A 23,695-nucleotide genomic window follows, 5' to 3' on the forward strand; every position below is an offset into this window, starting at 1 on the left:
CCGGATGCCCGGGATGGACCTCGACCGCGCCTGGGACCTGCATCCGCAGGTCTCGGTGCGGCCCGAACCCTTCGGCGCGCTGCTCTACCACTTCGGCACCCGCAGACTCTCGTTCCTCAAGGACCGCCGGCTCCTGGCCGTCGTCCAGGGCCTCGCCCACGCGCCCACGGCCCGTGCCGCCTGCCGGGCGGCGGGCCTCGGAGAGGACGAGCTGCCCCGCTACGGCCGGGCCCTCGCCGCCCTCGTCCGGTCGTCGATGGTCGTCGGAAGGACCTCATGACCACCACGCCCCGGCTGGTCGACCTGTTCGAGCACGGGCTCGACGCACCGATCTGCCTCACCTGGGAACTCACCTACGCCTGCAACCTGTCCTGCACCCACTGCCTGTCCAGCTCCGGCCGGCGCGACCCCCGTGAGCTGAGCACCGCGCAGGCCAAGGCCGTCATCGACGAACTGGAGGCCATGCAGGTCTTCTACGTCAACATCGGCGGCGGCGAGCCCACCGTCCGCGCCGACTTCTGGGAACTCCTGGACTACGCCACGGCACACCACGTGGGGGTGAAGTTCTCCACCAACGGCGTCCGGATCACTCCCCAGGCCGCCGAGCGGCTCGCCCGCAACGACTACGTGGACGTCCAGATCTCGCTCGACGGCGCGACCGCCGACGTCAACGACGCGGTGCGCGGGGCCGGTTCGCACGCGACGGCGCTGCGGGCGATGGAGAACCTCGCGGCCGCCGGAATGCGCGACTTCAAGATCTCCGTGGTCTGCACCCGGCACAACATCCCGCAGCTGGACGCCTTCAAGGCACTGGCCGACCGCTTCGGCGCCCGACTGCGCCTGACCCGGCTGCGGCCCTCCGGACGTGGCGCCGACGTCTGGGACGACCTGCATCCGACGGCCGCGCAGCAACGCGAGCTGTACGACTGGCTGTCGGCGCACGGCGAGCAGGTCCTGACGGGCGACTCGTTCTTCCATCTCTCCGCGTACGGCGAGGCGTTGCCCGGTCTCAACCTGTGCGGCGCCGGACGCGTCGTCTGTCTGATCGACCCGGTCGGGGACGTGTACGCCTGCCCGTTCGCCATCCACGAGGAGTTCCTCGCCGGGAACGTGACCGGGCCGGGCGGCTTCCGGGAGGTATGGCGCGGCTCCGAGCTGCTGCGGCGGCTGCGCACCCCGCAGCACGGCGGAGCCTGCGCCTCCTGCGCCTTCTACGACACCTGCAAGGGCGGCTGCATGGCCGCGAAGTTCTTCACCGGGCTCGCGCTGGACGGCCCCGACCCCGAGTGCGTGCAGGGGCACGGTGAGGCGCTGCTGGCCCGCCGGGACGCGACCGCGGTGCCCAGGCCGTCCGGCGACCACTCCCGCAAGGCCGTGGCGCTCGTCCTCACCCGCCGGCCACCGGTCGCTCTCTGCGACGAGAACCCGCTGGCCGGGACGGCTGTGGCGCCGACCGGAAAGGACGCGGCACATGCCTAGGAACCCCTGGTTCGAGACGGTCGCCGAAGCACAGCGCAGGGCCCGGAAGCGGCTGCCGAGGCCGGTGTACGGCGCGCTCGTCGCGGGCTCGGAGGGCGGCCGTACCCTCGACGCCAATCCGGCGGCCTTCGCCGAACTGGGTTTCGCCCCGCGGGTCGTCGGCCACCACGCCGCACGCGATCTGACCACGACCGTGCTGGGCGTGCCCACCGCGCTGCCCGTGCTCATCTCGCCGACCGGAGTGCAGGCCGTCCACCCGGACGGGGAGGTGGCCGTGGCCCGGGCCGCCGCGAGCCGGGGCGTCATCATGGGGCTGAGTTCGTTCGCGAGCAAGCCCGTCGAGGAGGTCGCCGACGCCCAGCCGGACCTCTTCTTCCAGCTCTACTGGAGCGGAACGCGCGAGACGATGACACAGCGCATGGACCGGGCCAGGGCCGCCGGGGCGAAGGCGCTCGTCGTCACCCTCGACTGGTCCTTCTCCCACGGCCGCGACTGGAACAGCCCCGCCGTCCCGGAGAAGCTCGACCTCAGGACCGTGCTGCGGTTCGCCCCCGAGGTGCTGCCCCGGCCCGGATGGCTGTGGCGGTACGCCAGGTCCGGCCGGCTCCCCGACCTCACCGTGCCCAACCTGCGCGCTCCCGGCGGCGAGGCGCCCGGCTTCTTCGCCGCCTACGGCGAGTGGATGCGGACCACGCCCCCGACCTGGGAGGACGTCAAGTGGCTGGCTGAGGAGTGGGGCGGACCGCTGCTCCTCAAGGGCGTGACCCGGGTCGACGACGCCAAGCGGGCCGTGGACGCCGGGGTGACGGCCCTGTCCGTCTCCAACCACGGCGGCAACAACCTGGACACCACCCCCGCCACCGTCCGGGTCCTCCCCTCCGTCGCCGAAGCCGTCGGGGACGAGATCGAGGTGCTCCTCGACGGCGGCGTCCGCCGCGGCGGCGACGTGGCGAAGGCACTCGCCCTCGGCGCCCGTGCCGTCCTGATCGGCCGCGCCTGTCTCTGGGGCCTCGCCGCGAACGGACAGGCCGGTGTCGAGAACGTGCTGGACATCCTGCGCGGCGGGCTCGACTCGGCCGTGCTGGGCCTCGGACACTCCTCCGTCCACGAACTGGGGCCCGAGGACCTGGTGATCCCTCCGGGCTTCCCGCTCACCCTGGGCGGCGGACGCCCGCCGACGGCGCCCGCGGTCCCGGCCGACGTCGAGTCACCGGTCGGCTGAGCATGGCGGGGGACGCCATGCCGCGAGTCCTGGCCGACACCGCCTGGCCGGCCGTGCCGCCCGGCGCGCTCGTCCTGGTTCCGGTCGGGTCCACCGAGCAGCACGGACCGCATCTGCCCCTCGACACCGACACCGTCGTCGCCCACGCCGTCGCCCGGCGGACGGCCGACGCCCTCGCGCCGGGCCCGCACGGCCCACCGCTGGTGGCGCCGCCGCTCGGCTACGGCGCCAGCGGCGAACACGCGGACTTCCCCGGGACCGTCTCGATCGGGCACGACGCGCTGCGCGTGGTCCTCGTGGAACTGGTGCGTTCGCTGTCCCGGTGGGCGGGCCGCGTCGTCTTCGTCAACGGCCACGGCGGCAACACCGCCACCCTCGACACGGCCCTCGCGCTGCTGCGGGCCGAGGGCCACGAGGCCGCCTGGACCGGCTGCGAGGTGCCGGGCGGCGACGCGCACGCCGGCCGCGCGGAGACCTCCGTACTGCTGCACCTGGCCCCGGAACGCGTACGGCTCGACGTCGCCGTCGCCGGTGACACCCGCCCCCTGGCCGTGCTGCTGCCGGAGCTGACCGCCCGCGGTGTCCGTGCCGTCTCGCCCTCCGGCGTGCTGGGCGATCCCGCCGGGGCCCGTGCCGAGGAGGGCCGCCGGGCCGTGGAGGCGATGGTGTCCGCGACGGTCCGCCGGATCACCGCGTGGACCTGCGACGCCAGGGGCCGCCTCGCCGACCCGGCACCCCCGAAGGCCGGACGCCGGTGACGCTCCCCGTCGGCTTCCGGGTCGAACTCGACCGGCACACCCGGGTGCTCGACGGCGGCCGGGCCCTCCTCGGCGGGTTCCCGGCCCGGCTGCTGAGGCTGACCCCGAGGGCCCGGCGGCTGCTCGCCGGCCGGACGCTCACCGTGCGGGACGCGGCGAGCGCGCTCCTCGTGGACCGCCTGCTCGACACCGGCATGGCCCATCCCGTCGCCGACTCGCTCCCGGAGCCGCCCGACCCCCGGTACACGGTCGTCGTACCGGTCCGCGACCGCCCACGCCAACTGGACCGGCTGCTGCGGAGCATCGGCACGGACATCTCGGTGATCGTCGTCGACGACGCCTCGCGGCGCCCGGCCGACGTGGCGGCGGTCGCCGCCGGCCACGGCGCCCGGCTCGTCGCGCTGGCCGCCAACACCGGACCGGCCGGCGCGCGCAACGCCGGGCTCCGTCTGGTCACGACCCCGTACGTGGTCTTCGCCGACTCCGACATCGTGCTGGACCCCGAGACCGTGCCCACCCTGCTGAGGCACTTCGCCGACCCCCTGGTCGCCCTGGCCGTGCCCCGCATCACCGGCCTGCCGGCCCCCGCCACGACCTGGATCGAACGGTACGAGAACGCCCGGTCCTCGCTGGACCTCGGCGCCCACCCGGCCCCGGTCCGCCCCGGCACCCCCGTCTCCTGGGCGTCCTCGGCCTGCCTCGTGGCACGGGTCGACGCGCTGGCGGAGGGCTTCGACGAGCGGCTGCGGGTCGGGGAGGACGTCGACCTGTGCTGGCGGCTGATCGCGGCCGGCCGCCGCGTACGGTACGAACCCGCGGTCCGGGCCGCCCACGAACATCGCGTACGCGTGGGGGACTGGCTCCTGCGCAAGGCCGTGTACGGAACCGGCGCGCAGCCGCTCGCCCGGCGCCACCCCGCGTACATCGCACCCGCCGTGTTCGCCCCCTGGAGCGCGGCGTTCGCCGCCGCGCTGCTCGTCCAGCGGCGCTGGTCGCTGCCGGCCGCGGGGGCGGTCCTCGGCGTCGTCACCCTGCGCATCGCCCGCAGACTCGACGGCACCCAGCACCCGTACCGGCTGGCCGCGGGGCTCACCGCCGACGGCGCGCTCGGCACCCTGGCGCAGAGCTCCGCGCTGCTGACCCGCCACTGGTGGCCGCTGACGGCCGTCGGCTGTACGGTCTCCCGCCGGCTGCGCAGGGCCGCCGCGGTCGCCGCTCTGGCCGATATCGCTCTTGAGTACCGGCGCGACGGCACTCCTCTCGACCCGCTCCGCTACGGCCTCGCCCGCCGCCTCGACGACCTCGCCTACGGGGCCGGAGTGTGGTTCTCGGCCCTGAAGGGCCGTTCCACCGCCGCGCTGCGGCCCCGCGTCATCCGCTGACACGGCTCAGTCCCGGTCAGCGGAAAGCGCGCAGCGGGTGCCCCTTCCCGGCGCCGACACTGGGGCCGTCCAGCCGCCGGCGACGCGCGGCACACGCGAAGGATCAGCCACCAGGAGGTGTGCGGCGTGACGCATGAAGTGATCGGTCGTGTCGAGGAGCTGGGCGCCGAACTGGCAGCACTCGCCGACGAGAACGAGTCACTCGGCAAACTGAGCGAGCGGACCGTCGAACTGCTCCGTTCCGCGGGGGTCATACGGCTCCTGCAGCCCAAGGAGTTCGGTGGATTCGGCGCCCATCCCCGGGACTTCGCCGAAGCGGTGATGGCCGTCGCCCGGCACGACGGGGCCGCCGGCTGGGTGTGCGGCGTCGTCGGGGTCCACCCGTGGGAGCTGGCGCAGATGGACCCGCGGCTCGCCCACGAGGTGTGGGACGAGGACCCGGACACCTGGATCGCCTCGCCCTACATGCCCAACGGCATCGCCGAGCCGGTGGACGGGGGCTACGTCCTCAGCGGGCGGTGGCCGTTCTCCTCGGGCAGCGACCACTGCGGCTGGGACTTCCTCGGCGCGCTCCTCGGGGACGGCAAGGGCAGGCCGGCCGGGCCCATCACGGTGCTGCACGTCGTGCTGCCCCGCCCGGACTACGAGATCGTCGACGGCACCTGGGACGTGATCGGACTGTCGGGCACCGGCAGCAAGGACGTCGTCGTCGACAAGGCGTTCGTTCCCGAACACCGCGTCATCAGGCAGGAGGCGGTCCAGGACGGGGCCGCCGCCGAGGCGGTCGGACTGACCGACACCCTGTACAAGCTGCCCTTCAGCTCGATGTTCCCGCTCGGGATCACCGCGGCGGTCATCGGCATCTGCGAGGGCGCGCTCGCGGTCCACCTGGCCCAGCAGCGCGAACGGGTCGCCGTCACCGGCGTCCAGGTGCGCGACGACCCGTACGTCCTCTACGCCGCCGGGGAGGCCGCGGCGGAGATCGCCGCCTCGCGGGTGCAACTCATCGACGGCATCAGCCGGTTGTACGACCAGGTCGAGGCCGGCCGGCCGATCACCCTGGAGGACCGGGCGAACGTACGGCGCAACCAGGTCCGTTGCGCCTGGCGGGCCGTCTCCGCCCTGGACGAGATCTTCGCGCGGTCCGGCGGGAACGCGATCCGGCGGGGCAACCCGATCCAGCGGTTCTGGCGGGACGCGCACGTCGGGCTCCAGCACATGATCCATGTGCCCGGCTCGGCGTACCACGCGAACGCCCTGGCCCAGATGGGACTCGAGCTGCCCGAGGCGATGCGCATCCTGATCTGACGCGGCCCCGGTGAGACCGAACAGGCAAGGAGGCCGTATGAGCGACGGCGTGACGCGTCCCCGGACGACGGACGCGATCGACGGGCGCCGGTTCCGTGACGTCCTGGGCAACTTCCCCACCAGCGTGGTCGCGATCACCACCACGGACGCCGAAGGCCGGCCGCACGGGATGATCGTCGGCACCTTCACGTCCGTGTCCCTGGCTCCGCCCCTGGTGTCCTTCCTGGTCGACCGCTCCTCCACGACCCTGGGGACGATCAGGACCGCGGGCCGCTTCTGCGCCAACGCGCTCGCGGGCGACCAGGAACGGCTGTCCCGCAAGCTGGCGGCCGGCCCGGCCCGGCAGCGGTTCGAGGACACGAGCTGGCGGCCGTCGGCGCTGGGCAGTCCCGTCCTGGACGGAATCGTCGCGTGGGTCGACTGCACGGTGGAGCAGGTCGTCGAGATCGGTGATCACTTGTTGGTCGTCGGGCGGGTCCACGACCTGCGCGTCGAGTCGATGAAAACCCCGCTGCTGTTCTTCCGGGGCGGTTACGGCGACTACCTGTCGAGCGCGGCGCTGCTGCTCGACAGGCTCGTCGGCTGGGACGAGATCGGTCGGTAGCAGCGAGCGAAAAAGGAGCCGCAGATGAAGAAGGACCTCTACATAAGACTGCAAAGAGTGTCGGCGTGGTGCGGAGTCGTCCTCTTCGTGGGATTCTTCGCCGCGTTCGCCGTGGGCGGTCTCACCCCGCCCATGAGCCCCACGGAGAACCCCGAGGACATCGTCGCCTTCCTCAAGGACCATCGCACGGGGATCCTCACCTGTGTCTCCCTGATGGTTCTGCTCATCCCGTTCGAGTACCCGTACGTCATCGTGACGAGCATGCAGCTGCGCCGGGTCGAGGGCGGCTGGGGGATGCTGTCCATGATCCAGCTCACCACGGGCATCATGGCCCCGGCCGGGTTCTTCTTCCCGCTCGCGATCCTCGCCGCCGCGGCCTACCGACCGGAGATCCACTCCGCCGACGTCCTGTCCGCGATGACCGACACCTTCTGGCTCATGTTCGTGGGCAACGCCTGCGTCTTCGTCCTCCAGGTCTGGTCGATCGGATACGCCGCGTTCATCGACCACACCCGGGAGAAGCCGGTCTTCCCGCGCTGGTACGGCTGGCTCAGCATGGCGCTGGGGGTGCTGCTCGTCCCGGGCGCCTTCGTCTTCCTCAACCGGACCGGACCGCTCGCCTGGGACGGACTTCTCGCGTACCTGCTCCCCTCGATCGCGTACGTCTTCTGGAAGATCGCCACGCCGTACGTGCTGCTGAAGGCGATCACGTCCGAGGAGAAGGAGCCGGCCGGGAAGCCGGAGGCCGAACCGGTGACCGTGTAGGACAGCCGCAGCACGGAGGCCGTGCCCCGCGATCCACATCGCGGGGCACGGCCTCGGGCGTCGTGCCGACGTCAGACCGAGAGGGCGAACCCGCCCGTCACGCGCAGCGTCTCCCCGGTGACGAACGACGCCTTGGACGAGACGAGATGGAGCAGCGCCTCGACGATGTCCTCCTCCCGGCCCGCCCGTTGGAGGATCTGCTCCCCGATGACACGCTCCGTCTCGGCGGGGGACAGCTGGGCCCGCACCGTGTCGGTGAGGACGAGGCCCGGCGCGATCGCGTTGACCCTGATGCCGTCGGCGGCGAACTCGCGCGCGAAGGACACCGTCAGGCCCCGGACGGCCAGTTTGGACACGCCGTAGACGCTGCGGTTCGCGTAGGCCGCCGACGACGAGATGTTGACGATGGAGGCGCCGGTCCGGCCCTTCATCGCCTCGCGGGCGGCGAGTGAGCAGATGACGACGCCCATGACGTTGACGTCGAGCACCCGCCGTACCCTGGCGAGGCCCAGCTCGGTGAACGGCCTGTTGTAGGCGGCGTGCAGGCCGGCGTTGTTGACCAGGATGTCGAGTCCGCCGTGGCGTTCGGCGATCTCGCGCACGACCGCGCCGACCCGCTCCTCGTCGGCCACGTCGCAGGCGACTCCCGTCACCCGGCCGCCCCGCGCGGTGAGTTCCGCCGCCGCCCCGGCCGCGGCGGCGCCGTCGATGTCGGCGAGCACGACCTGCGCGCCCAGGGCCGACAGCGCCTCGCCGAACGCCTTGCCGAAGCCCCGGCCGCCTCCCGTGACGAGGGCCACCTTGCCCTGGTGTACTGCGTCCTGCGGCGTCAGAACCTGGTTGTCCGGCATCAGAACCTCACTTCGGGCCGAACCGCTGGCCCGCGTCCAGACGCAGGCACTGGCCGTTCAGCATGGGGTTGTCGACGATCGCCAGGGCGAGCTTGGCGTACTCCTCGGGGCGGCCCAGGCGGCGGGGGAAAGCGGCGTCCTTCACCAGCGCGGCCCGCGTCTCGGCGGGGATCCGCTCGGTGGCGCCGGTCTCGAACAGGCTGGGCGCGATGGCGACGACGCGGATGCCGAGCGAGCCGAGGTCGCGGGCCATGGTGAGGCTCATCGCGGCGATCGCCGCCTTGGCGGCCGAGTAGGCGACCTGCCCGACCTGCCCCTCGAACGCGGCGATCGACGACGTGTTGACGATGACGCCGCGTTCGCCGGTGGTCTCGGGGCCCTCGGGGTCGTTGCGGCTCATGTGCGCGGCGGCCAGCCGGCTGATGTTGAAGGTGGCGACGGTGTTCAGGTCGAGCACCCGGCGGAAGGTCTCCAGGTCGTGCGGACCGTCCTTGCCGAGGGTGCGCCGCACGCTGCCGCCGCCGGCGGTGGTCACCGACACATGCAGTGCGCCGAGGGCCGTCACCGCGGCGTCCAGCGCGTCCCCGGTCGCCTCGAAGTCGGTCACGTCGACCGGGTGGAAGCTCCCGCCGAGCGCGGCGGCGACCTCCTCGCCCGCCGAAGCGGGGCGGTCGAGCACGGCGACGTCGGCGCCGCGGGCCGCGAGCAGCTCGGCGGTGGCCCGGCCCATGCCGGACGCGCCGCCGAACACCACGGCCTTCTTGCCCTTGATCTCCATCGGGAACCTTTCGGATCGTCGGCTCAGGCGGACGCGGGCGACCGCCCCAGGAGGGCGCACAGCCGCTCGCGGTGCACGGCGGCGTCGCCGTACAGCACGCTGTCGGCCCTGGCGCGGCGCAGGTGCAGGTGCAGGTCGTGCTCCCAGGTGAAGCCGATGCCGCCGTGCAGCTGGAGTGCCCGGGCCGCGACCTCGCCGGTCCCGGAGGCGGTGTACGAGGCGGCGGCGCAGGCCGCTCGGGCGGTGTCGTCGGCGCCCGCGTCGGCGGCCATCGCCGCCCAGTACGTGGCGGCGCGGGTGCCGTGCACCAACAGCGCCATGTCGGCGCACGCGTGCTTGACGGCCTGGAACGATCCGATCGGCCGGCCGAACTGCACGCGGCTCCTGGTGTGTTCGACGGTGAGCTCCAGCATCCGCTCCATCACCCCGAGCGCGTCGGCGCACCGCAGCACCGAGGCCTCGTCGAGCAGCCGCTGCATCTCCTCGGGCCCGCCGGTCAGGCGGCGTCCGTGCGGTACGCGCACCCCCTCGAGCCGGATCTCGTGGAACGAGCGGGTCAGGTCCAGGGTCCGCTGCCGTCGGACGGCGACGCCGGGAGCCGCCCGGTCGACCAGGAACGACGCAGGGGCCCCGTCCTGGCGTGCGGTGACGAGGAGCCAGCGGGCGCCGCCCGCGTCCTGCACCGCCGTCTTGACGCCGTCGAGGACGTATCCGTGCCGGTCGGGGCGGGCGGTGGCGCGGACCCCGTCGAGGGACCAGGGGGCACGCGGTTCGGCGAAGGCCCAGGTGGCCCAGCCCGCTCCCGCGGCGAGCGCGGGCAGGACCTCGGCCCGCAGCTCGGGCGGCCCCGCGGCGGCCAGCGCCCGGCCGACGATCGCGGTGGGCGCGAACGGGCCCCGCCCGAGCGCGCGCCCCGTCTCACTCGCGACGAGGGCGAGTTCCACCAGGCCCTGGCCGGCGCCGCCGTACTCCTCGGGCAGGCCCAGACCGGGCCAGCCGAGACCGGCCGTCAGCCGCCACACCTCGGGATCGACGTCCTCGTCGCGATCCGCCCAGGCCCGGACGTGCTCCATCGGGGCCCGGTCCGACAGCAGCTCGCGCGAGGCCGCGCGCAGCATGTCCTGCTCCTCGCTGAACTCGAAGTCCATCAGAACAAGGTATCCTCTACTGCCCTCGCGGTCGAGCTGTTCAGTCGATTCATCAGGTAGTCCATCCATCTCTCCTCGAGTTAAGTGCCCTTAATCTCTGCCGATCGTCGGTCGCTCAGCGGGCGGCCCAGCTGACGGTCTTGGTCTGGAGGTACTCGTCCAGGCCGAACTCGCCCCACTCCCGGCCGAGTCCGCTCTGTTTGTAGCCGCCGAACGCGGCTCGCGGATTCACCCCGGCGCTGCCGCCGTTGATCGTCACACCGCCCGCCCTGATGCGGGACGCGAGCTCGTACGCGGCCACGGTGTCGGCGCTCCAGACGGCGGCCGCGAGGCCGTAGGGGCTGTCGTTCGCGATCCGCACCGCCTCCTCGTCCGTGGCGAACGGGATGACGACGCCGACCGGTCCGAAGAACTCCGTGCGCGCGATGGTCATGCCGTTGTGGACGTCGGCGAAGAGGGTCGGTTCGACGAAGTGGCCCCGGTCGAGGCCGGCCGGACGCCCGCCGCCGTGGACGAGGCGCGCTCCCTCCTCCTCGCCGACCCGGATCAGCTTCTCGACCTTGTCCCGCTGCGCTTCGCTGATCAGCGGGCCCATGGTGGTGGCCGGGTCGGCCGGATCGCCGACCCTGACCCGGGTGAGGGCGGCGGTCAGCCGGGCGACGAACTCGTCGTGGACGGACTCGTGCACGAGCGTGCGGGTCAGCAGGGAACAGCCCTGCCCGGCATGGGTGGTGATGCCGGAGAACGCGGAGCGGACCGCGCCGTCGAGGTCGCCGTCGGCACGGACGAGGCTCGCCGACTTGCCGCCGAGTTCGAGGACGACCTTCTTCAGGGAGGCGGCGGCCTGGGCGTGGACCATGCGTCCGACGGTGTCGGACCCGGTGAAGCTGACGAGGTCCACCATGGGATGAGTGGTCAGCACACGGCCGGCCTCGGCATCACCGGTGACGATGTTCAGCACGCCCGGCGGCAGCCCCGCGGCGTCCGCGAAGTCGCCGATCAGCAGGGACTCCAGGGGAGTGGCGGGCGCCGGTTTGAGGACGGCGGTGCAGCCCGCCGCGAGCGCCGGGATCACCTTCATCATGCTGAGGAAGAAAGGGAAGTTGTAGGCGGAGATCAGGGCGCAGACGCCGAACGCCTCGCGGCGCAGCACGCCTTGGGAGATGCCGACGCCGGGCGCGATCGTCGCGTCCATCGGGCGCTCCCAGCCGAAGGCCGGGATCACCCGCTCGGCCATGTCGCGCAGATGCGCCACCGGGACCCGGGTCTGCAGAGTCTCGGCCAGTGCGCGGACCGAGCCCGCCTCGGCCATGTTGACGGCCACGAGTTCGGGCAGCCTGCGCTCCATCTCGTCGGCCATGCGCAGCAGGACGGCGGCCCGTTGCGCGGGCCTCATACGCGGCCAGGGTCCCTCGTCGAAGGCGCGCCGGGCCGCTTCGACGGCCTGGCGTACGTCCGCGGGCGACGAGTCCGGGACCTCCGCGACCGTCTCCTCCGTCGCCGGATTGCGGACGGGCACCGGGGTGTCCGAACGGCCGTCGGTCCGGCGCCCGTCGATGTAGAGCTGCGAAGAGAACGAGTAAGCCGTCGCCATGTGCCGTCTCCTGATCGCCCACGGACGCCATGCGCGTCCATTTAAGTGTACTGAATTATGGCGGCCGCAGAAGAGCTTGGCATCGGCGGCTTTGTGTCAGCGCTCTGTCAGCTTTCGATGCCTCGGCCGAACGATGATTCCGTATGCTGAATCATTGACTGGACCGGTCGGTACAGCTAACTTCGGCACCATCCGCGGGGTGGGTTCTGCAACGAACGACGAGGTTCGAAAGAGGTACCGCCTGTGTTCAAGGAATTTGTCGTGTCCGGTGATTCGCACATCATCGAGCCGGTCGATCTCTTCAAGACCCGGCTGCCCGAACACCTCAGGGAACGGGCCCTGTGGGAAGAGGAATTCACGCTCGACGAGCCGATCGTCGAGGGCGGGCACACCGAGTTCAAGAAGCTGCACACCATCGGCTACGACGGCTGGACCATCTCCAAGTACCGGCAGTTCGGCGGGCAGACCCCGGACGGCGAGCCGCAGCACATCATCCGGGACATGGACCTCGACGGCGTCGACGCCTCGGTGATGTTCCCCAACCTGTCGCTGTTCGTGCTGTTCACCGACGACCACGAACTGTCGATGGCGCACGCACGCGTGTGGAACGACTACATCGCCGAGCGGTTCCTGCAGTACAGGAAGCGGCTGCGCCCGACGGCGGCGATCCCGGTCACGGACATCCCCGAGGCCGTCGCCGAGATCGAGCGGTGCGCGCGCCTCGGGCTCGGAGCGATCCTGATCCCGGAGACCCCGCCCGTGCCGTACGCGTCGCGGAGTTACGACCCGTTGTGGGCGGCCGCCCAGGCGCACGGGATGCCGGTGTTCATCCACGTCGCCACGGGCGGGGTGAAGACGAAGGAGAGCACCTCGGAGACGGCGCTCACCGTCCGGAGCATGATGACGGCCGTCAACATGGGCAAGGGCCAGCTGACCGACGACATGGTGTCGGGCCGCCTCCAGAACTCCGCGGCCGGGTTCTCCAGCCCGCAGCGCATCATCGCCGACCTCGTCGGCGGCGGCGTCTGCGAGCGGTTCCCCACGCTCCACTTCAACCTGATCGAGTTCAGCGCCGGCTGGCTGGTCTCCTACATGGGCTTCATGGACAAGTCCTTCCGGACCGGCATCGGCCAGGACCCGGACTGGTGGCTCGGCTTCTGGGACGACAGCCGCTCGCCGAAGGAGCAGTCGGCCATGGGGCGGCTGTTCACCATCAACGGCAAGTGGCCCTACCCCCTCAAGCCCAGCGAGTACATCCGGCGCCAGATCCACGTCCAGTTCGCGGACGACCCGACCGCCGTCAAGGCCCGCCACATCACCGGGGTGTCGACGGTCATGTGGGGCAACGACTACCCCCATGCCGAGGGGACGTTCCGCAGCAGCGCCGAGTGCATCGCGGACAACTTCGACGACTCCGTCTCGGACGAGGACCGCGCGGCCATCCTGGGCGGCACCCTCGCCGGCGTCGTGCACTTCGACACCAGCGAGAAGCTCGCCCCCGTCACCGAGGGTGCCTGACCGCGCCCGGGCCGTGCGCCGGTCCCGGGTGGTCCCGGGCGTGACCGCCCGGGACCGGCGCTCCGCCCGGCGTCAGACCGGGTCGGGTACGGCGTCGACCAGGGCCAGGGCGGCCCGGGCGTAGGCCGCCCGGCGCCTGGGGCTCACCAGGAAACTCGGCGGTGCGAAGTAGCCGATGTCGCGGGGGAGCGAACCGGCGCGGCGCGCGAGGGCGTCCTCGGCGTCGGCCGTCGTCCCGCAGACGGCGATCCCGGTGAGCATCTCGTCGGTGACCGCCCGGGCCATCTCGTCGGTGTCACCGACCCGGAACGCCGCCCGGATCCGGGCGACGGGCTCCTCCCAGCCGTGGTGGGCGACGTACGGGTCGTACGTCCTGACGGTGAGATAGAAGGCGATCATCCGACGGGCGTCGGCGACGGCGCGTTCGGGTGCCGTGTCGTCGACCGCCGTGATGATCCAGCCGTGTTCGAGCGGACGCGCGCCGGCCCGGTCCCCTGCGCTCGCGCCGTCTGCGACCGAGGGGCGTACGACCTCGTTCCACCAGGAGCCGGTGAACAGCCCGTGCCCGACGACACCGTCGGCGACCCGGCCGGCGGTGGCGGCCATACGGGTGTTGAACGCGGCGAGCAGGACGGGGATGTCCAGCCTGCCGAGCACCGGAGCGCGGACGTCGGCGTCGAGCGCGTAGAACTCGCCGGCGTAGCGGACCCGGTCGCCGTTCTCCGCGTGCAGCCAGGCCCGCACGGCGCCCACGGTCTCGGCGATCCGGGCCACCGGACGCTCGGCGGGCACGCCCAGCCAGTCCCGGTTGATCCGGAACGCCGCGCTGCCCAGGCCGACGAACAGCCGGCCCGGTGCCAGGGCGTGCAGCTGGCGCAGGGCGGTGGCGTGCGCGTAGGGGGTGCGGGCGAACGCGTAGGCGATGGCGGGGCCCGCCAGGGCGCGTTCGGTGTTCGCCACGATGTCGGCCACGGTGAGGTAGGCGTCGTGGCCGGCGAACTCCCCGGCGCAGAAGGCGCCGACGCCGGCCTGCTCCGCCTCCCGTCCGACGTCCCGGCCGGGCCAGGGCATGCCGAACCGCATGAGAGCCTCCCGTCGAATGCCCGAAGCCGGGCCGCGTGCTCCGTAAAAAAGTACACTTATTTAGGAGAGGTTAGGGGAGCGTCAGCGCAGTGTCCACTGCCCCCGGGGCACCGCGGAGCGGTCGACGCCGGCCTGCCCCACCGGGTTTCCGATCTGGGTGTACGACAGGCCGGTGCGCAGTGCCTGGGTGCGGGTCGAGTCGAGCGACTCCCAGATCGCCCGCACGGTGCCCTGGACGGCGGCGGGCGGTTTGGCGGCGATGATGCGTGCGATCCGGTCGGCCCGGTCCCACAGCTCCTCGCGCGGCAACACCTCGCTGACCAGGCCGATCTGCAGGGCACGCGCGGCCGACACCCGCTCGTCCAGGCCGAGCAGGGCGATGCGCAGAGCCTCGCCGAGCGGGATGCGCCGGGCGAGACCGATCGGTTCCAGGGCCGCGGTCAGGCCGTAGCTGACATGCGGGTCGAAGAACGTGGCGTCCTGCGAACAGATCAGGATGTCGGCCTCGTTGAGCCAGTAGAAGGCGCCGCCGGCGGCCATCCCGTGCACGGCGCACACCAGGGGTTTCCACACCTGGTTCAGCTTCGGCGAGAGGTACTCCCCGGGATCGGTCTGCGACCAGACGTTGGGATGGCGGTCGATGCCCTCCTTCACGTCCATGCCGGTGCAGAACGCCCGGTCGCCGGCGCCGCGCAGCACGACGACCCGCACGTCGTCGTCGGTCTTGACGGTGCGCCAGAGAGTGGCGAAGTCCTCCAGCATCTCCTGGTTGAAGCCGTTCATGACCTCGGGCCGGTTGAGGGTGATCGTGGCGACGTGGCCGGTCACCTCGAACAGCACGGTCCTGAGTTCCATCCGGCAGCTCCGTTCTCGACGCGATCGGGGAAAGTAGTATACTTTTCTCTGGTTACTCGGTGCCAGTGATCGGCACCACGAGAGCCGCGGAGGACACTGCGATGAGGCCACGCGTGGGGCAGATGCTCGCCAGTACGGTCGACCCGACGGCGGTGATCGTCGTGCGGTGCCCGGACGAGGAGCTGGAGATCACCTGCGGCGGGGCCGCCATGGTGGAGGGGACCGCGCCGGGATCCCTCACCGGTGCGCCCGACCCCGAACTGATGGGCGGTTCGCTGCTCGGCAAGCGGTACGCCGACGAGGACCTCGGCGTCGAACTGCTCTGCACGAAGCCCGGACCGGGCACCCTGGCGCTGAACGGCGTTCCGCTGCCGGTGAAGAGCGCCAAACCGCTCCCGGCCTCGGACTGAGGGGCGGGGGAGCCCCGTGAACATATCGATGCTGTCGGACATGGCCGCCGAGGGTTTCGGCGACCGGGTCGTCATCGGGCGCACGGACGACGGGCTGACCGCTCGCCGGCTGCGTGAACTGGCGGCCGGCGGAGCACACCTGGTGCGCGCGGCCGACGCCGACGCGATCGTGTACCTCGCCGTGAACGGTCCGGCCCTCCCGGTCGCGCTGTTCGCGGCCGCCCGCGCCGGGGTGCCCCTGGTGCCCGTCAACTACCGCCTGGGCGCCGCCCAGCTCGACGCGCTGCTGGCCAACCACCCGCGCGCGCTGGGCATCGCCGATCCGGAGCACGGCGAGGCCCTGCGCCGTGCCGGGCTGACGGCGCACACCCCGGCCGAGTGGCTCGCCCGGGCCGCGCGCCACCCCGGCTCCGGCCCCGGCCCCGCAGCCGACGATCCGCCGCCGCCCGCACCGCCCGCCGTCCTCATCTACACGAGCGGGACGACCTCCGCGCCCAAGGGCGTGCTCCTGCGCCACCACCACCTGGTGTCCTACGTGCTCGGCACGGTGGAGTTCGCCGCGGCCGACCCCGACGCGGCGGCCCTGGTGAGCGTCCCGCCCTACCACATCGCCGCCGTGTCCAACGTGCTGACCAACCTCTACGCGGGACGCCGGACCCTGACCCTGGAGCAGTTCACACCGGACGGCTGGCTCGGCCTGGTACGGGAGCAGCGGATCACCCACGCGATGGTGGTGCCGACGATGCTCGCCCGCCTCATGGACACCGGCGGCCTCGACCGGTCGGTGCCCTCGCTGCGCGCACTCGCCTACGGCGGGGCCCGGATGCCGGTACGGGTCATCGAGACCGCGCTGCGCGTCTGGCCGCACGTGGACTTCGTGAACGCCTACGGGCTCACCGAGACCTCGTCCACCATCACGGTCCTGGGGCCGCAGGAGCACCGGACGGCCGCCGCGAGCGCCGATCCGGCGGTACGGGCCCGGCTCGGTTCGGCCGGACTGCCGGTGCCGGGTGTCGAACTGGAGGTCCGTGACGCGTCCGGCGCGGTCGCGGCCCCCGGCGGGACCGGGCAGATCTGGGTGCGCGGCGAGCAGGTGTCGGGCGAGTACGCCGGGCACGGCTCCGCGTTCGACGAGCGGGGCTTCTTCCACACCCGCGACCGGGGCCGCATCGACCCGGACGGCTATCTCCACATCGAGGGCAGGGCCGACGACACGATCATCCGCGGTGCCGAGAACATCGCGCCCGCCGAGATCGAGGACATCCTGCTGGGCCACCCGGACGTGCTCGACGCGGTCGTCGTCGGCGTCCCGGACGAGGAATGGGGCCAGCGGATCGAGGCGGTGGTCGTCCTGCGCGACGGTGTGGCGATCGACCCGGACGCCCTGCGCGCGCGGGTGCGCGGCACGCTCCGCGGCTCCAAGACACCGGACCGCATCACCCGCTGGCCCGAACTGCCCCGTACCCCGACCGGCAAGCTCGTGCGCCGCGACATCGTCGAGGCGCTGACCGCCGGCGGCCGTCGGGCCGGGGACCGGCGGGGACCGACAGGGACGAGGACATGAGCGTCGTCGCGGACAGTGCCGACCGGACGGCGGAGTTGACGCGACGGACAGCGGTCGCGGTCCGCGGCTGGGCTCCCGGGGCCGCCGTGGAGTCGGTCGAGCCGCTCACCGGCGGCACGTCCAGCCTCACCTACGTGGCCGTGCTGTCGGGTGTCCCCGCCGGACACGAGCGCGTCGTCCTCAAAGTGGCCCCGCCCGGTCTGGAACCGGTCCGCAACCGGGACGTACTGCGCCAGGCCCGGCTGATGCGACTGCTGGCGGGTGTGCCGGGGGTGCGGGTGCCGGAGGTGCTGTTCTCCGACCAGGGTGCGCCGACGGCTCGGCAGCCCTTCGTGGCGATGGAGCTCGTGGCCGGTCAGTGCGTGGAACCGGTGCTCGTGCCGCGGGGAACCGTCCCCGCCGGCCAGGTACGGGCCCGCGCCCTCGACGCGGCCCGGATGCTCGCGCACCTGCACCGGGTGGACCCCAAGCGGACCGCCCTGGCCGTGGAACCCGTCGTCACCCTCGGCGCCGAGATCGACCGCTGGACCCGGGCGTTCACGACCGTGCCCGAGGACCTGCGCACCGGGTACGAGGCCGTCGGGGAAAGGCTGCGCGCCACGATGCCCGCCGCGATGATGCCGGTCGTCACCCACGGCGACTACCGGCTCGGCAACACGCTCTGCGACGCGGACTCGGTCAACGCCGTCATCGACTGGGAGATCTGGGCGCTCGGCGATCCCCGGGTCGACATCACCTGGCTGACCTTCTTCACCGACGAGGCCCGCCACCCGGCGTCCCCGTCGGGGGAGCCGACCGGGATGCCGGGGAAGGCGGAACTGATCGACGCCTATCAGGAGACGCGGGGCGAGGCGTTGCCGCACCTGTCCTGGTTCGAGGCGCTGACCAAGTACAAGGAGTCCGCCGCGACCGCCCTGCTGATCAAGCGCGGCCGTAAGGCGGGGCAGTTGACCGACATGCACCGGCGCATGCTCCCGGCGCTTCCGGTGCTCCTGGCCGAGGCGACGCGGTTGCTCGGCCGAGCGGTCTGAGCCGCCCCGGGACGCCGCGCTCCGAGGGGCGCCGCGCTCCGAGGGACGCGGGGCTCCGACGGGCGCGGACCTCTGAAAAGTGCGGCTCCGCCGCGCGGGCGCGACTGGCCCCCACCTGCCCGCGGCCGACGAACCAACCGACCCGCGGCGAACGAGCCAACCGGCCCGCGGCCGATTAACCGCGGAGCCGGCGGAGCCTCAGTACAGCCCGCCGTCCACCCGGATCAGTGACCCCGTGGTGTAGCTGGAGGCGTCGCTCGCCAGGTACAGCGCCGTGCCGATGATCTCCTCCGGCCTGCCGGGCCGGCCGACCGCGCTGCGTGTGCTCCGGCGCTTCTCCTCGGACCAGGCCTGGGCGATGTCGGTCAGGAACGGACCGGCCGAGATGGTGTTGACGCGCACCTTCGGGCCGTACTCCAGGGCGAAGACGGTGGTCAGCGCGTTGAGCGCGGCCTTCGCGCCGGCATAGGGGCCGAACCGCGGCTGGGGGAACAGCGCTCCCGAGGAGGAGATGTTGATGATCGAGCCGCCGTCTCCCTCGGACATCCGCCGCCCGACCAGCGAGGCGAGCCGGAACGGGCCCTTGAAGTTGACGCCGACGACCTTGTCGAACAGCTCCTCGCCGGTCTCCTGCGAGGAGGGCGCCAGCGGTGACATGCCGGCGTTGTTCACGAGGACGTCGACCCTCCCGAACTCCTCGTACGCGGTGTCGGCCAGCCGGCCGAGGTCGTCCCAGTGACCCACGTGCGCGGCGACCGGCAACGCGCGCCGGCCGAGGCCGCGGACCTCGGCCGCGACCGTCTCGCACGCGTCGAGCTTGCGGCTGGCGATCACCACGTCGGCGCCCGCGGCGGCGAAGGCCCGCACCATCTCCCGCCCCAGGCCCCGGCTGCCCCCGGTGACGAGCGCGACCTTGCCGGACAGGTCGAACAGGCCGGCCGGGCCGGGGGAGTCCACGTCGTTCATCCGTCCACCCGGCCGCTGAGAGCGTCGTCGCCGATGATGTGCGCGTACCGCTTGCGGGCGGCCTCCCGCTTCGGCGGGATGTGCTCGCTGGGGAACAGCCCCTCGGCCGGCCGGTGGTTCTTCAGCAGCTGCTTGGCGATGGTGGTGCGGTGCACCTCGGTCGGGCCGTCGGCGAGGGCGAGGTTCGGCGCGGCCATCCACCACTTCGCGAGCGGGAGTTCATCGGTGGTGCCGAGCGACCCGTGCAGGTGCACCGCCCGCTGGACGATGTCGTGCAGCACCTTGGCCGTCTGGACCTTGCACATGGCGACCTGGGTGCGTGCGGCGCCGTGCGGCCGGGTGTCGATGAGCCAGGCGGTGTGCAGGACGAGCAGCCGGAACTGCTGGAGCTCCACCCAGGAGTCCGCGATGAACTGCTGCACCGCCTGTTTCTCGGCGAGCAGGGTCCCCTGGGTGCGGCGGGACAGCGCCCGCTCGCACATCATGTCGAAGGCGCGCGTGCACTTGCCCACCGTGCGCATCGCGTGGTGCACACGGCCGCCGCCGAGGCGGGCCTGGGCGACCTCGAAGCCCTTGCCCGGGCCGCCGAGCATGGCGTCGAGGGGGACGCGGACCTGGTGGTAGCGGAGGTAGGCGTGGATGCCCTCGTCGAGGGAGCCGCGCTCGTCCATCGTGCCGACGTTGCGCTTGATCTCGATGCCGGGCGTCTCGGCCGGCACGATGAACATCGACATGCGGGCGTGTGGCGGCGCGTCCGGGTCGGTGACGGCCATGACGATGAGGAAGGCCGCGTAACGGGCGTTGGAGGAGAACCACTTCTCCCCGTCGATCACCCACTCCTCGCCGTCCCGCCGGGCGCGGCAGACGAACTCCTTGGGGTCGGCTCCGGCCTGCGGTTCGGTCATCGAGAAGGTGGAGACGATCTCGCCGTCGAGCAGCGGCCGCAGATAGCGGGCCTTCTGCTCCGCGGTGCCGAACATGGCGAGGATCTCGGCGTTGCCGGTGTCCGGGGCGGCGGTGCCGAACACCGTCGGGGCCCAGTAGGAGCGGCCGAGGATCTCGTTGAGGAGGGCGAGTTTCACCTGGCCGTAGCCGGGGCCGTCCAGTTCGGGGCCGAGGTGACAGGCCCACAGCCCCTGCTCCCGGACCTGCTGCTGCAGCGGCCGCAGAATCGCGCGGGCCTTCTCGTTGCGGGTGTCGTACGGGTCGCCGCCGTGCGGGAACAGCAGGTCCAGCGGCTCGACCTCCTCGCGTACGAAGGCCGCGGCCCAGTCCAGCCCGGCCTGGAACTCAGGGTCGATCGTGAAATCCAGCATGGCGAAAACAGTATACTTTTTGGCCCCTCTCGGTCCATACTCTGGGGCAGAGTTGGCGCATTGGGTATGCGCAATAGCGATGAGCCGCAGAGGAGTTGGTCCGATGCAGAGGCCGATGGAGGGCGTGCGGGTGCTCGAAGTCGCCCAGTTCACCTTCGTCCCGGCGGCGGGTGCCGTGCTCGCGGACTGGGGCGCCGACGTGATCAAGATCGAGCACGCCGAACGCGGCGACGCACAGCGCGGGCTGGTCCGGGTGCTCGGCTACGAGGCCGCCAGCGAGGGTTCGTCGTTCTTCCCGATCATGGAGGGGCCCAACCGCGGGAAACGCAGCGTCGGCCTCGCCCTGGAGAAGCCGTCCGCGCGCCGCGTGCTGGAGGAGCTGATCCGGACCAGCGACGTGTTCCTCACGAACTTCCTGCCGGAGGCGCGGGCGAAGCTCCGGATCGACGTGGAGGACGTACGGGCGGTCAACCCCGACATCGTCTACGTCCGCGGCAGCGGCTTCGGCGCCCGCGGGGACGAGGCCGGCAAGGGCGGCTACGACAGCACCGCCTTCTGGGCGCGCGGCGGCAGCGCCGCCGGCGTCACCCCGCCCGGCGCGGACCGGATGACGCGGATGCCCGCGGGCGCCTACGGCGACTCGATGGGCGGCATGGCGCTCGCCGGAGGCATCGCCGCCGCCCTCTACTCCCGTGCCACGACCGGTGAACCGTCCGTGGTGGACGTGTCGTTGGTCGGCGTCGGCGCCTGGGCGACGCAGTTCACGGTCAACCTCGCGCTGATGACCGGCGGCCCGCTCCCGGTGAACACCCCGCCCCGGCACGGCTCGGCCACCAATCCGCTCATCGGGGCCTATCGCACCGCGGACGGCCGCTGGATCGAACTGTCGATGCTGCAACCCGGCCGGTACTGGGCGGAGTTCTGCAAGCTGGCCGGACGCGAGGAACTGTGCGGCGACGAACGCTTCGACAGCACCGAGAAGCTGATGGCCAACGCGGCCGAGGCCGCCGGGATCGTGGCCGGCCTCGTCGCGGCCCGCCCCTTCGCGGAGTGGGTCGAGATCCTCTCCCGGGGGGAGGGCCAGTGGGCGGCCGTGCAGAACGCCTGGGAGGTCGGCCAGGATCCCGCCCTGCGCGCCAACGGACTGATCGCCCCCGTCGTGGACGCCGACGGAGTCGACCGTGAACTGGTCGCGAACCCGGTCCAGTTCGACGAGACGCCGGCCGGCCTCACCCGGGCACCCCAGTTCGCCGAGCACACCGACGAGGTCCTGCGCTCGCTGGGCCTCACCGAGGACGAGCTGATCGCGCTCAAGATCGACGGTGCGGCGACGTGACGGACGGACCCGAGGTACGACGGAAGGAGCCGTGATGCGTACGACACCCGAACCGGACGGAACCCACGACGGTCTGCCCGCCTATCACTTCGACAACCGGCTCGGCGGCCCGGTCCTCAGCCATCAGGAGCGCTGGGACGAGATGGCCGGCGCCCACTCCGGGTTCCGCAGCACCGTCGCCCGCGGCTACTGGGTCGTCACGGACGGCCCGCAGGTGCAGCAGGCACTCCAGGACTGGCGGACCTTCTCCAACAAGTCGGTGACCGCGCTCGAGGCGGACCCGAAGTTCCTGTGGATCCCCGAGATGCTGGACCCGCCCGTGCACAGCGTGTGGCGGCGCCTGCTCGGCCGCTACTTCTCCCCGAGTGCCGTCGCCGCCCGGGAACCGGAGGTCCGCCGGGTCGCGGCGGAGATGATCGACGCCCTGGCGGGACGCGACGGCGACGACGTGCTCGACGCGTTCGCACGCCGCTTCCCCACCGTGATCTTCATGCGCCTGATGGGCCTGCCGGAGGAGGACCTGCCCGTCTTCCTCGCGTGGACCCACGCGCTGCTGCACCTGTCCCACGCCGAGGACCCGGACGGCGCACGGCAACTGGCCGCCATGCGGGAGGTGTCCGCGTACTTCGAGGAACAGATCGCCCTGCGCCGCAGGACGCCGCGCGACGACCTGCTGTCCCACGCCATGACCTGGACGATCGACGGCGATCCGATCGGCGACCGGGACATGCACGCCTTCTGCGTCCTGATGTTCCAGGCGGGCTTCGACACGGTCCCGATCTCCATCGGCTGGGCGCTCTACCACTTCGCCACCCATCCGGAGCAGCGGGCCGAGATCCTCGCCGACCCCTCGCTCGTTCCCACCGCCGTGGAGGAGATCCTCCGCGTCTACTCGTTCGTCGTCCCGGCACGCAAGGCGACGAGGGACGTCGAGATCGGCGGGTGTCCGGTCAGGGCCGGCGAGATGGTGATGCTCCCGCTGGCGGTCACCAACCGCGATCCCGGGCGGTACGACCACCCGCTGGAGGTGGACCTGCACCGCAGGGCCACCAACCACATCGCGTTCGGCTCGGGCCCGCACCGCTGTCTGGGCTCGCATCTCGCCCGCCTCGAACTCAACGTCGCGGTCGAGGAATGGCACCGGCGCATCCCCGACTACCGGGTCGCACCCGGCCAGGAGCTCCGGCAGCACGGCAACATGTACGGCATCACGTCGCTGCGGCTGCAGTGGTGAGGGGCCGGCCATGACGCATCCCCTCCGCACGGCGGATCTCTACCACACCGGCATCGTCGTCCCGGACATCGACGCCTGGAAGGCCCGGATGGGCGAGGTCGCCGGCTACCGGTGGACCCGGACCATGTCCGCCGAGCTGCCGGTCCGGCTCGCCGACGGCGACCGGGTGCTGAACCTCCGCTACGCGTACTCGCTGGACGCCCCGCACCTCGAACTCGTGCAGGAGATCCCCGGGACGCCGTGGACCGCGTCCGCGCACACCGCGACGCACCACCTGGGCTACTTCTGCGACGACCTCGCGACGACGTCGCACCGGCTGGCGGAGTCCGGCTTCGCCCTGGAGGCCTGCGCGGTGATCGACGGGACACCGTCGGTCTTCGCCTACCACCTGGCCCCCTCCGGGCTCCGGATCGAGATCGTGGACCGTGCCCGGATGCCCGACTTCTCCGCCTACCTGCGGTCGAAGACGCCCGAGTGACCACCGAGGACGCGA

23 protein-coding genes are annotated in these 23,695 nt (G+C 72.2%); 15 read left to right on the forward strand and 8 right to left on the reverse strand.

Translation table 11 applies throughout. From position 1 onward, the window contains the following. Positions 1–4: 4 nt before the first annotated feature. The 8 genes from mftB (at position 5) to ABT070_RS15650 (ending at position 7,518) form a co-directional block, all read left to right on the forward strand. Positions 5–280: a mycofactocin biosynthesis chaperone MftB gene (gene mftB / locus ABT070_RS15615; protein ID WP_351760089.1), complete on the forward strand. Its 276-nt coding sequence runs from the start codon at positions 5–7 to the stop codon at positions 278–280. Beyond that, positions 277–1,479: a mycofactocin radical SAM maturase gene (gene mftC, locus ABT070_RS15620; RefSeq protein WP_351760091.1), complete on the forward strand. Its 1,203-nt coding sequence runs from the start codon at positions 277–279 to the stop codon at positions 1,477–1,479. The genes mftB and mftC overlap by 4 nt, the downstream gene beginning before the upstream one ends. After that, complete coding sequence (gene mftD, locus ABT070_RS15625) at positions 1,472–2,701, forward strand: pre-mycofactocin synthase MftD (protein WP_351760094.1); 1,230 nt, start codon at positions 1,472–1,474, stop codon at positions 2,699–2,701. Before mftC ends, mftD begins: the two co-directional genes overlap by 8 nt. A 17-nt stretch (positions 2,702–2,718) precedes the next feature. Then, positions 2,719–3,459 carry a mycofactocin biosynthesis peptidyl-dipeptidase MftE gene (gene mftE / locus ABT070_RS15630; protein WP_351760097.1) on the forward strand — a complete coding sequence of 247 codons (741 nt, stop codon included), beginning with the start codon at positions 2,719–2,721 and terminating at the stop codon, positions 3,457–3,459. Then, positions 3,456–4,841, forward strand: coding sequence for a mycofactocin biosynthesis glycosyltransferase MftF (mftF, locus tag ABT070_RS15635; protein ID WP_351760100.1), 1,386 nt, complete (start codon positions 3,456–3,458; stop codon positions 4,839–4,841). Before mftE ends, mftF begins: the two co-directional genes overlap by 4 nt. Positions 4,842–4,967: 126 nt before the next feature. Further along, positions 4,968–6,149: an acyl-CoA dehydrogenase family protein gene (locus tag ABT070_RS15640; protein ID WP_351760103.1), complete on the forward strand. Its 1,182-nt coding sequence runs from the start codon at positions 4,968–4,970 to the stop codon at positions 6,147–6,149. 37 nt (positions 6,150–6,186) lie between these two features. After that, entirely contained in the window at positions 6,187–6,753 is a 567-nt protein-coding gene (locus tag ABT070_RS15645) for a flavin reductase family protein (protein WP_351760105.1), read from the forward strand. 24 nt (positions 6,754–6,777) lie between these two features. Then, positions 6,778–7,518: a hypothetical protein gene (locus tag ABT070_RS15650; protein ID WP_351760107.1), complete on the forward strand. Its 741-nt coding sequence runs from the start codon at positions 6,778–6,780 to the stop codon at positions 7,516–7,518. Positions 7,519–7,589: 71 nt separating this feature from the next. Here the strand turns inward: ABT070_RS15650 and ABT070_RS15655 are convergent, their stop codons facing one another. The 4 genes from ABT070_RS15655 to ABT070_RS15670 all read right to left on the reverse strand — a co-directional run bounded on the left by ABT070_RS15655 (position 7,590) and on the right by ABT070_RS15670 (position 11,889). Beyond that, the gene (locus ABT070_RS15655) at positions 7,590–8,369 is read right to left on the reverse strand and encodes an SDR family NAD(P)-dependent oxidoreductase (RefSeq protein ID WP_351760109.1); all 780 of its coding nucleotides are present in this window, start codon (positions 8,367–8,369) and stop codon (positions 7,590–7,592) included. Between the two features lie 7 nt (positions 8,370–8,376). After that, positions 8,377–9,147 carry an SDR family NAD(P)-dependent oxidoreductase gene (locus ABT070_RS15660; protein ID WP_351760112.1) on the reverse strand — a complete coding sequence of 257 codons (771 nt, stop codon included), beginning with the start codon at positions 9,145–9,147 and terminating at the stop codon, positions 8,377–8,379. Between the two features lie 23 nt (positions 9,148–9,170). After that, complete coding sequence (locus ABT070_RS15665; protein ID WP_351760115.1) at positions 9,171–10,295, reverse strand: acyl-CoA dehydrogenase family protein; 1,125 nt, start codon at positions 10,293–10,295, stop codon at positions 9,171–9,173. Between the two features lie 115 nt (positions 10,296–10,410). Continuing rightward, the gene (locus ABT070_RS15670; RefSeq protein WP_351760118.1) at positions 10,411–11,889 is read right to left on the reverse strand and encodes an aldehyde dehydrogenase family protein; all 1,479 of its coding nucleotides are present in this window, start codon (positions 11,887–11,889) and stop codon (positions 10,411–10,413) included. A gap of 261 nt (positions 11,890–12,150) precedes the next feature. Here ABT070_RS15670 and ABT070_RS15675 point away from each other — a divergent pair, with 261 nt between their 5' ends. Next, complete coding sequence (locus ABT070_RS15675) at positions 12,151–13,407, forward strand: amidohydrolase family protein (RefSeq protein WP_351760120.1); 1,257 nt, start codon at positions 12,151–12,153, stop codon at positions 13,405–13,407. Positions 13,408–13,479: 72 nt separating this feature from the next. Here ABT070_RS15675 and ABT070_RS15680 read toward each other — a convergent pair whose 3' ends face one another. Together ABT070_RS15680 and ABT070_RS15685 are read right to left on the reverse strand one after the other, a co-directional pair. Beyond that, a complete protein-coding gene (locus ABT070_RS15680) occupies positions 13,480–14,490 on the reverse strand; it encodes an LLM class flavin-dependent oxidoreductase (protein ID WP_351760122.1) in 1,011 nt (336 codons plus the stop codon). 81 nt (positions 14,491–14,571) lie between these two features. Further along, positions 14,572–15,345 (reverse strand): enoyl-CoA hydratase/isomerase family protein, encoded by a 774-nt coding sequence (locus ABT070_RS15685; RefSeq protein WP_351760125.1) that lies wholly within the window; start codon positions 15,343–15,345, stop codon positions 14,572–14,574. A 101-nt stretch (positions 15,346–15,446) separates the two neighbouring features. On the opposite strand from ABT070_RS15685, the gene ABT070_RS15690 reads away from it, so the two are divergent. From ABT070_RS15690 to ABT070_RS15700, 3 genes are read left to right on the forward strand one after another with little or no spacing between them, the layout of a single operon-like run. After that, a complete protein-coding gene (locus tag ABT070_RS15690) occupies positions 15,447–15,755 on the forward strand; it encodes a hypothetical protein (RefSeq protein ID WP_351760128.1) in 309 nt (102 codons plus the stop codon). 16 nt (positions 15,756–15,771) lie between these two features. Continuing rightward, the gene (locus ABT070_RS15695) at positions 15,772–17,319 is read left to right on the forward strand and encodes a class I adenylate-forming enzyme family protein (protein ID WP_351760131.1); all 1,548 of its coding nucleotides are present in this window, start codon (positions 15,772–15,774) and stop codon (positions 17,317–17,319) included. Continuing rightward, the gene (locus tag ABT070_RS15700; protein WP_351760133.1) at positions 17,316–18,350 is read left to right on the forward strand and encodes a phosphotransferase family protein; all 1,035 of its coding nucleotides are present in this window, start codon (positions 17,316–17,318) and stop codon (positions 18,348–18,350) included. The genes ABT070_RS15695 and ABT070_RS15700 overlap by 4 nt, the downstream gene beginning before the upstream one ends. A 198-nt stretch (positions 18,351–18,548) precedes the next feature. Here the strand turns inward: ABT070_RS15700 and ABT070_RS15705 are convergent, their stop codons facing one another. After that, positions 18,549–19,316, reverse strand: a complete 768-nt coding sequence (locus tag ABT070_RS15705) for an SDR family NAD(P)-dependent oxidoreductase (protein WP_351760136.1) — start codon at positions 19,314–19,316, stop codon at positions 18,549–18,551. Continuing rightward, positions 19,313–20,632, reverse strand: a complete 1,320-nt coding sequence (locus ABT070_RS15710; protein ID WP_351760139.1) for an acyl-CoA dehydrogenase family protein — start codon at positions 20,630–20,632, stop codon at positions 19,313–19,315. Before ABT070_RS15710 ends, ABT070_RS15705 begins: the two co-directional genes overlap by 4 nt. Positions 20,633–20,735: 103 nt before the next feature. Between ABT070_RS15710 and ABT070_RS15715 the strand changes: the two genes are divergently transcribed. The 3 genes from ABT070_RS15715 to ABT070_RS15725 are packed head-to-tail and all read left to right on the forward strand — an operon-like array spanning position 20,736 to position 23,680. Then, complete coding sequence (locus ABT070_RS15715; protein WP_351760141.1) at positions 20,736–21,968, forward strand: CaiB/BaiF CoA transferase family protein; 1,233 nt, start codon at positions 20,736–20,738, stop codon at positions 21,966–21,968. Positions 21,969–22,002: 34 nt separating this feature from the next. Further along, a complete protein-coding gene (locus ABT070_RS15720) occupies positions 22,003–23,202 on the forward strand; it encodes a cytochrome P450 (RefSeq protein ID WP_351760143.1) in 1,200 nt (399 codons plus the stop codon). 10 nt (positions 23,203–23,212) lie between these two features. Beyond that, positions 23,213–23,680 carry a VOC family protein gene (locus ABT070_RS15725; RefSeq protein ID WP_351760146.1) on the forward strand — a complete coding sequence of 156 codons (468 nt, stop codon included), beginning with the start codon at positions 23,213–23,215 and terminating at the stop codon, positions 23,678–23,680. The last annotated feature ends 15 nt before the right edge of the window (positions 23,681–23,695 follow it).

This window comes from Streptomyces sp. NPDC002884, assembly GCF_040295245.1.
Classification (GTDB): domain Bacteria; phylum Actinomycetota; class Actinomycetes; order Streptomycetales; family Streptomycetaceae; genus Streptomyces.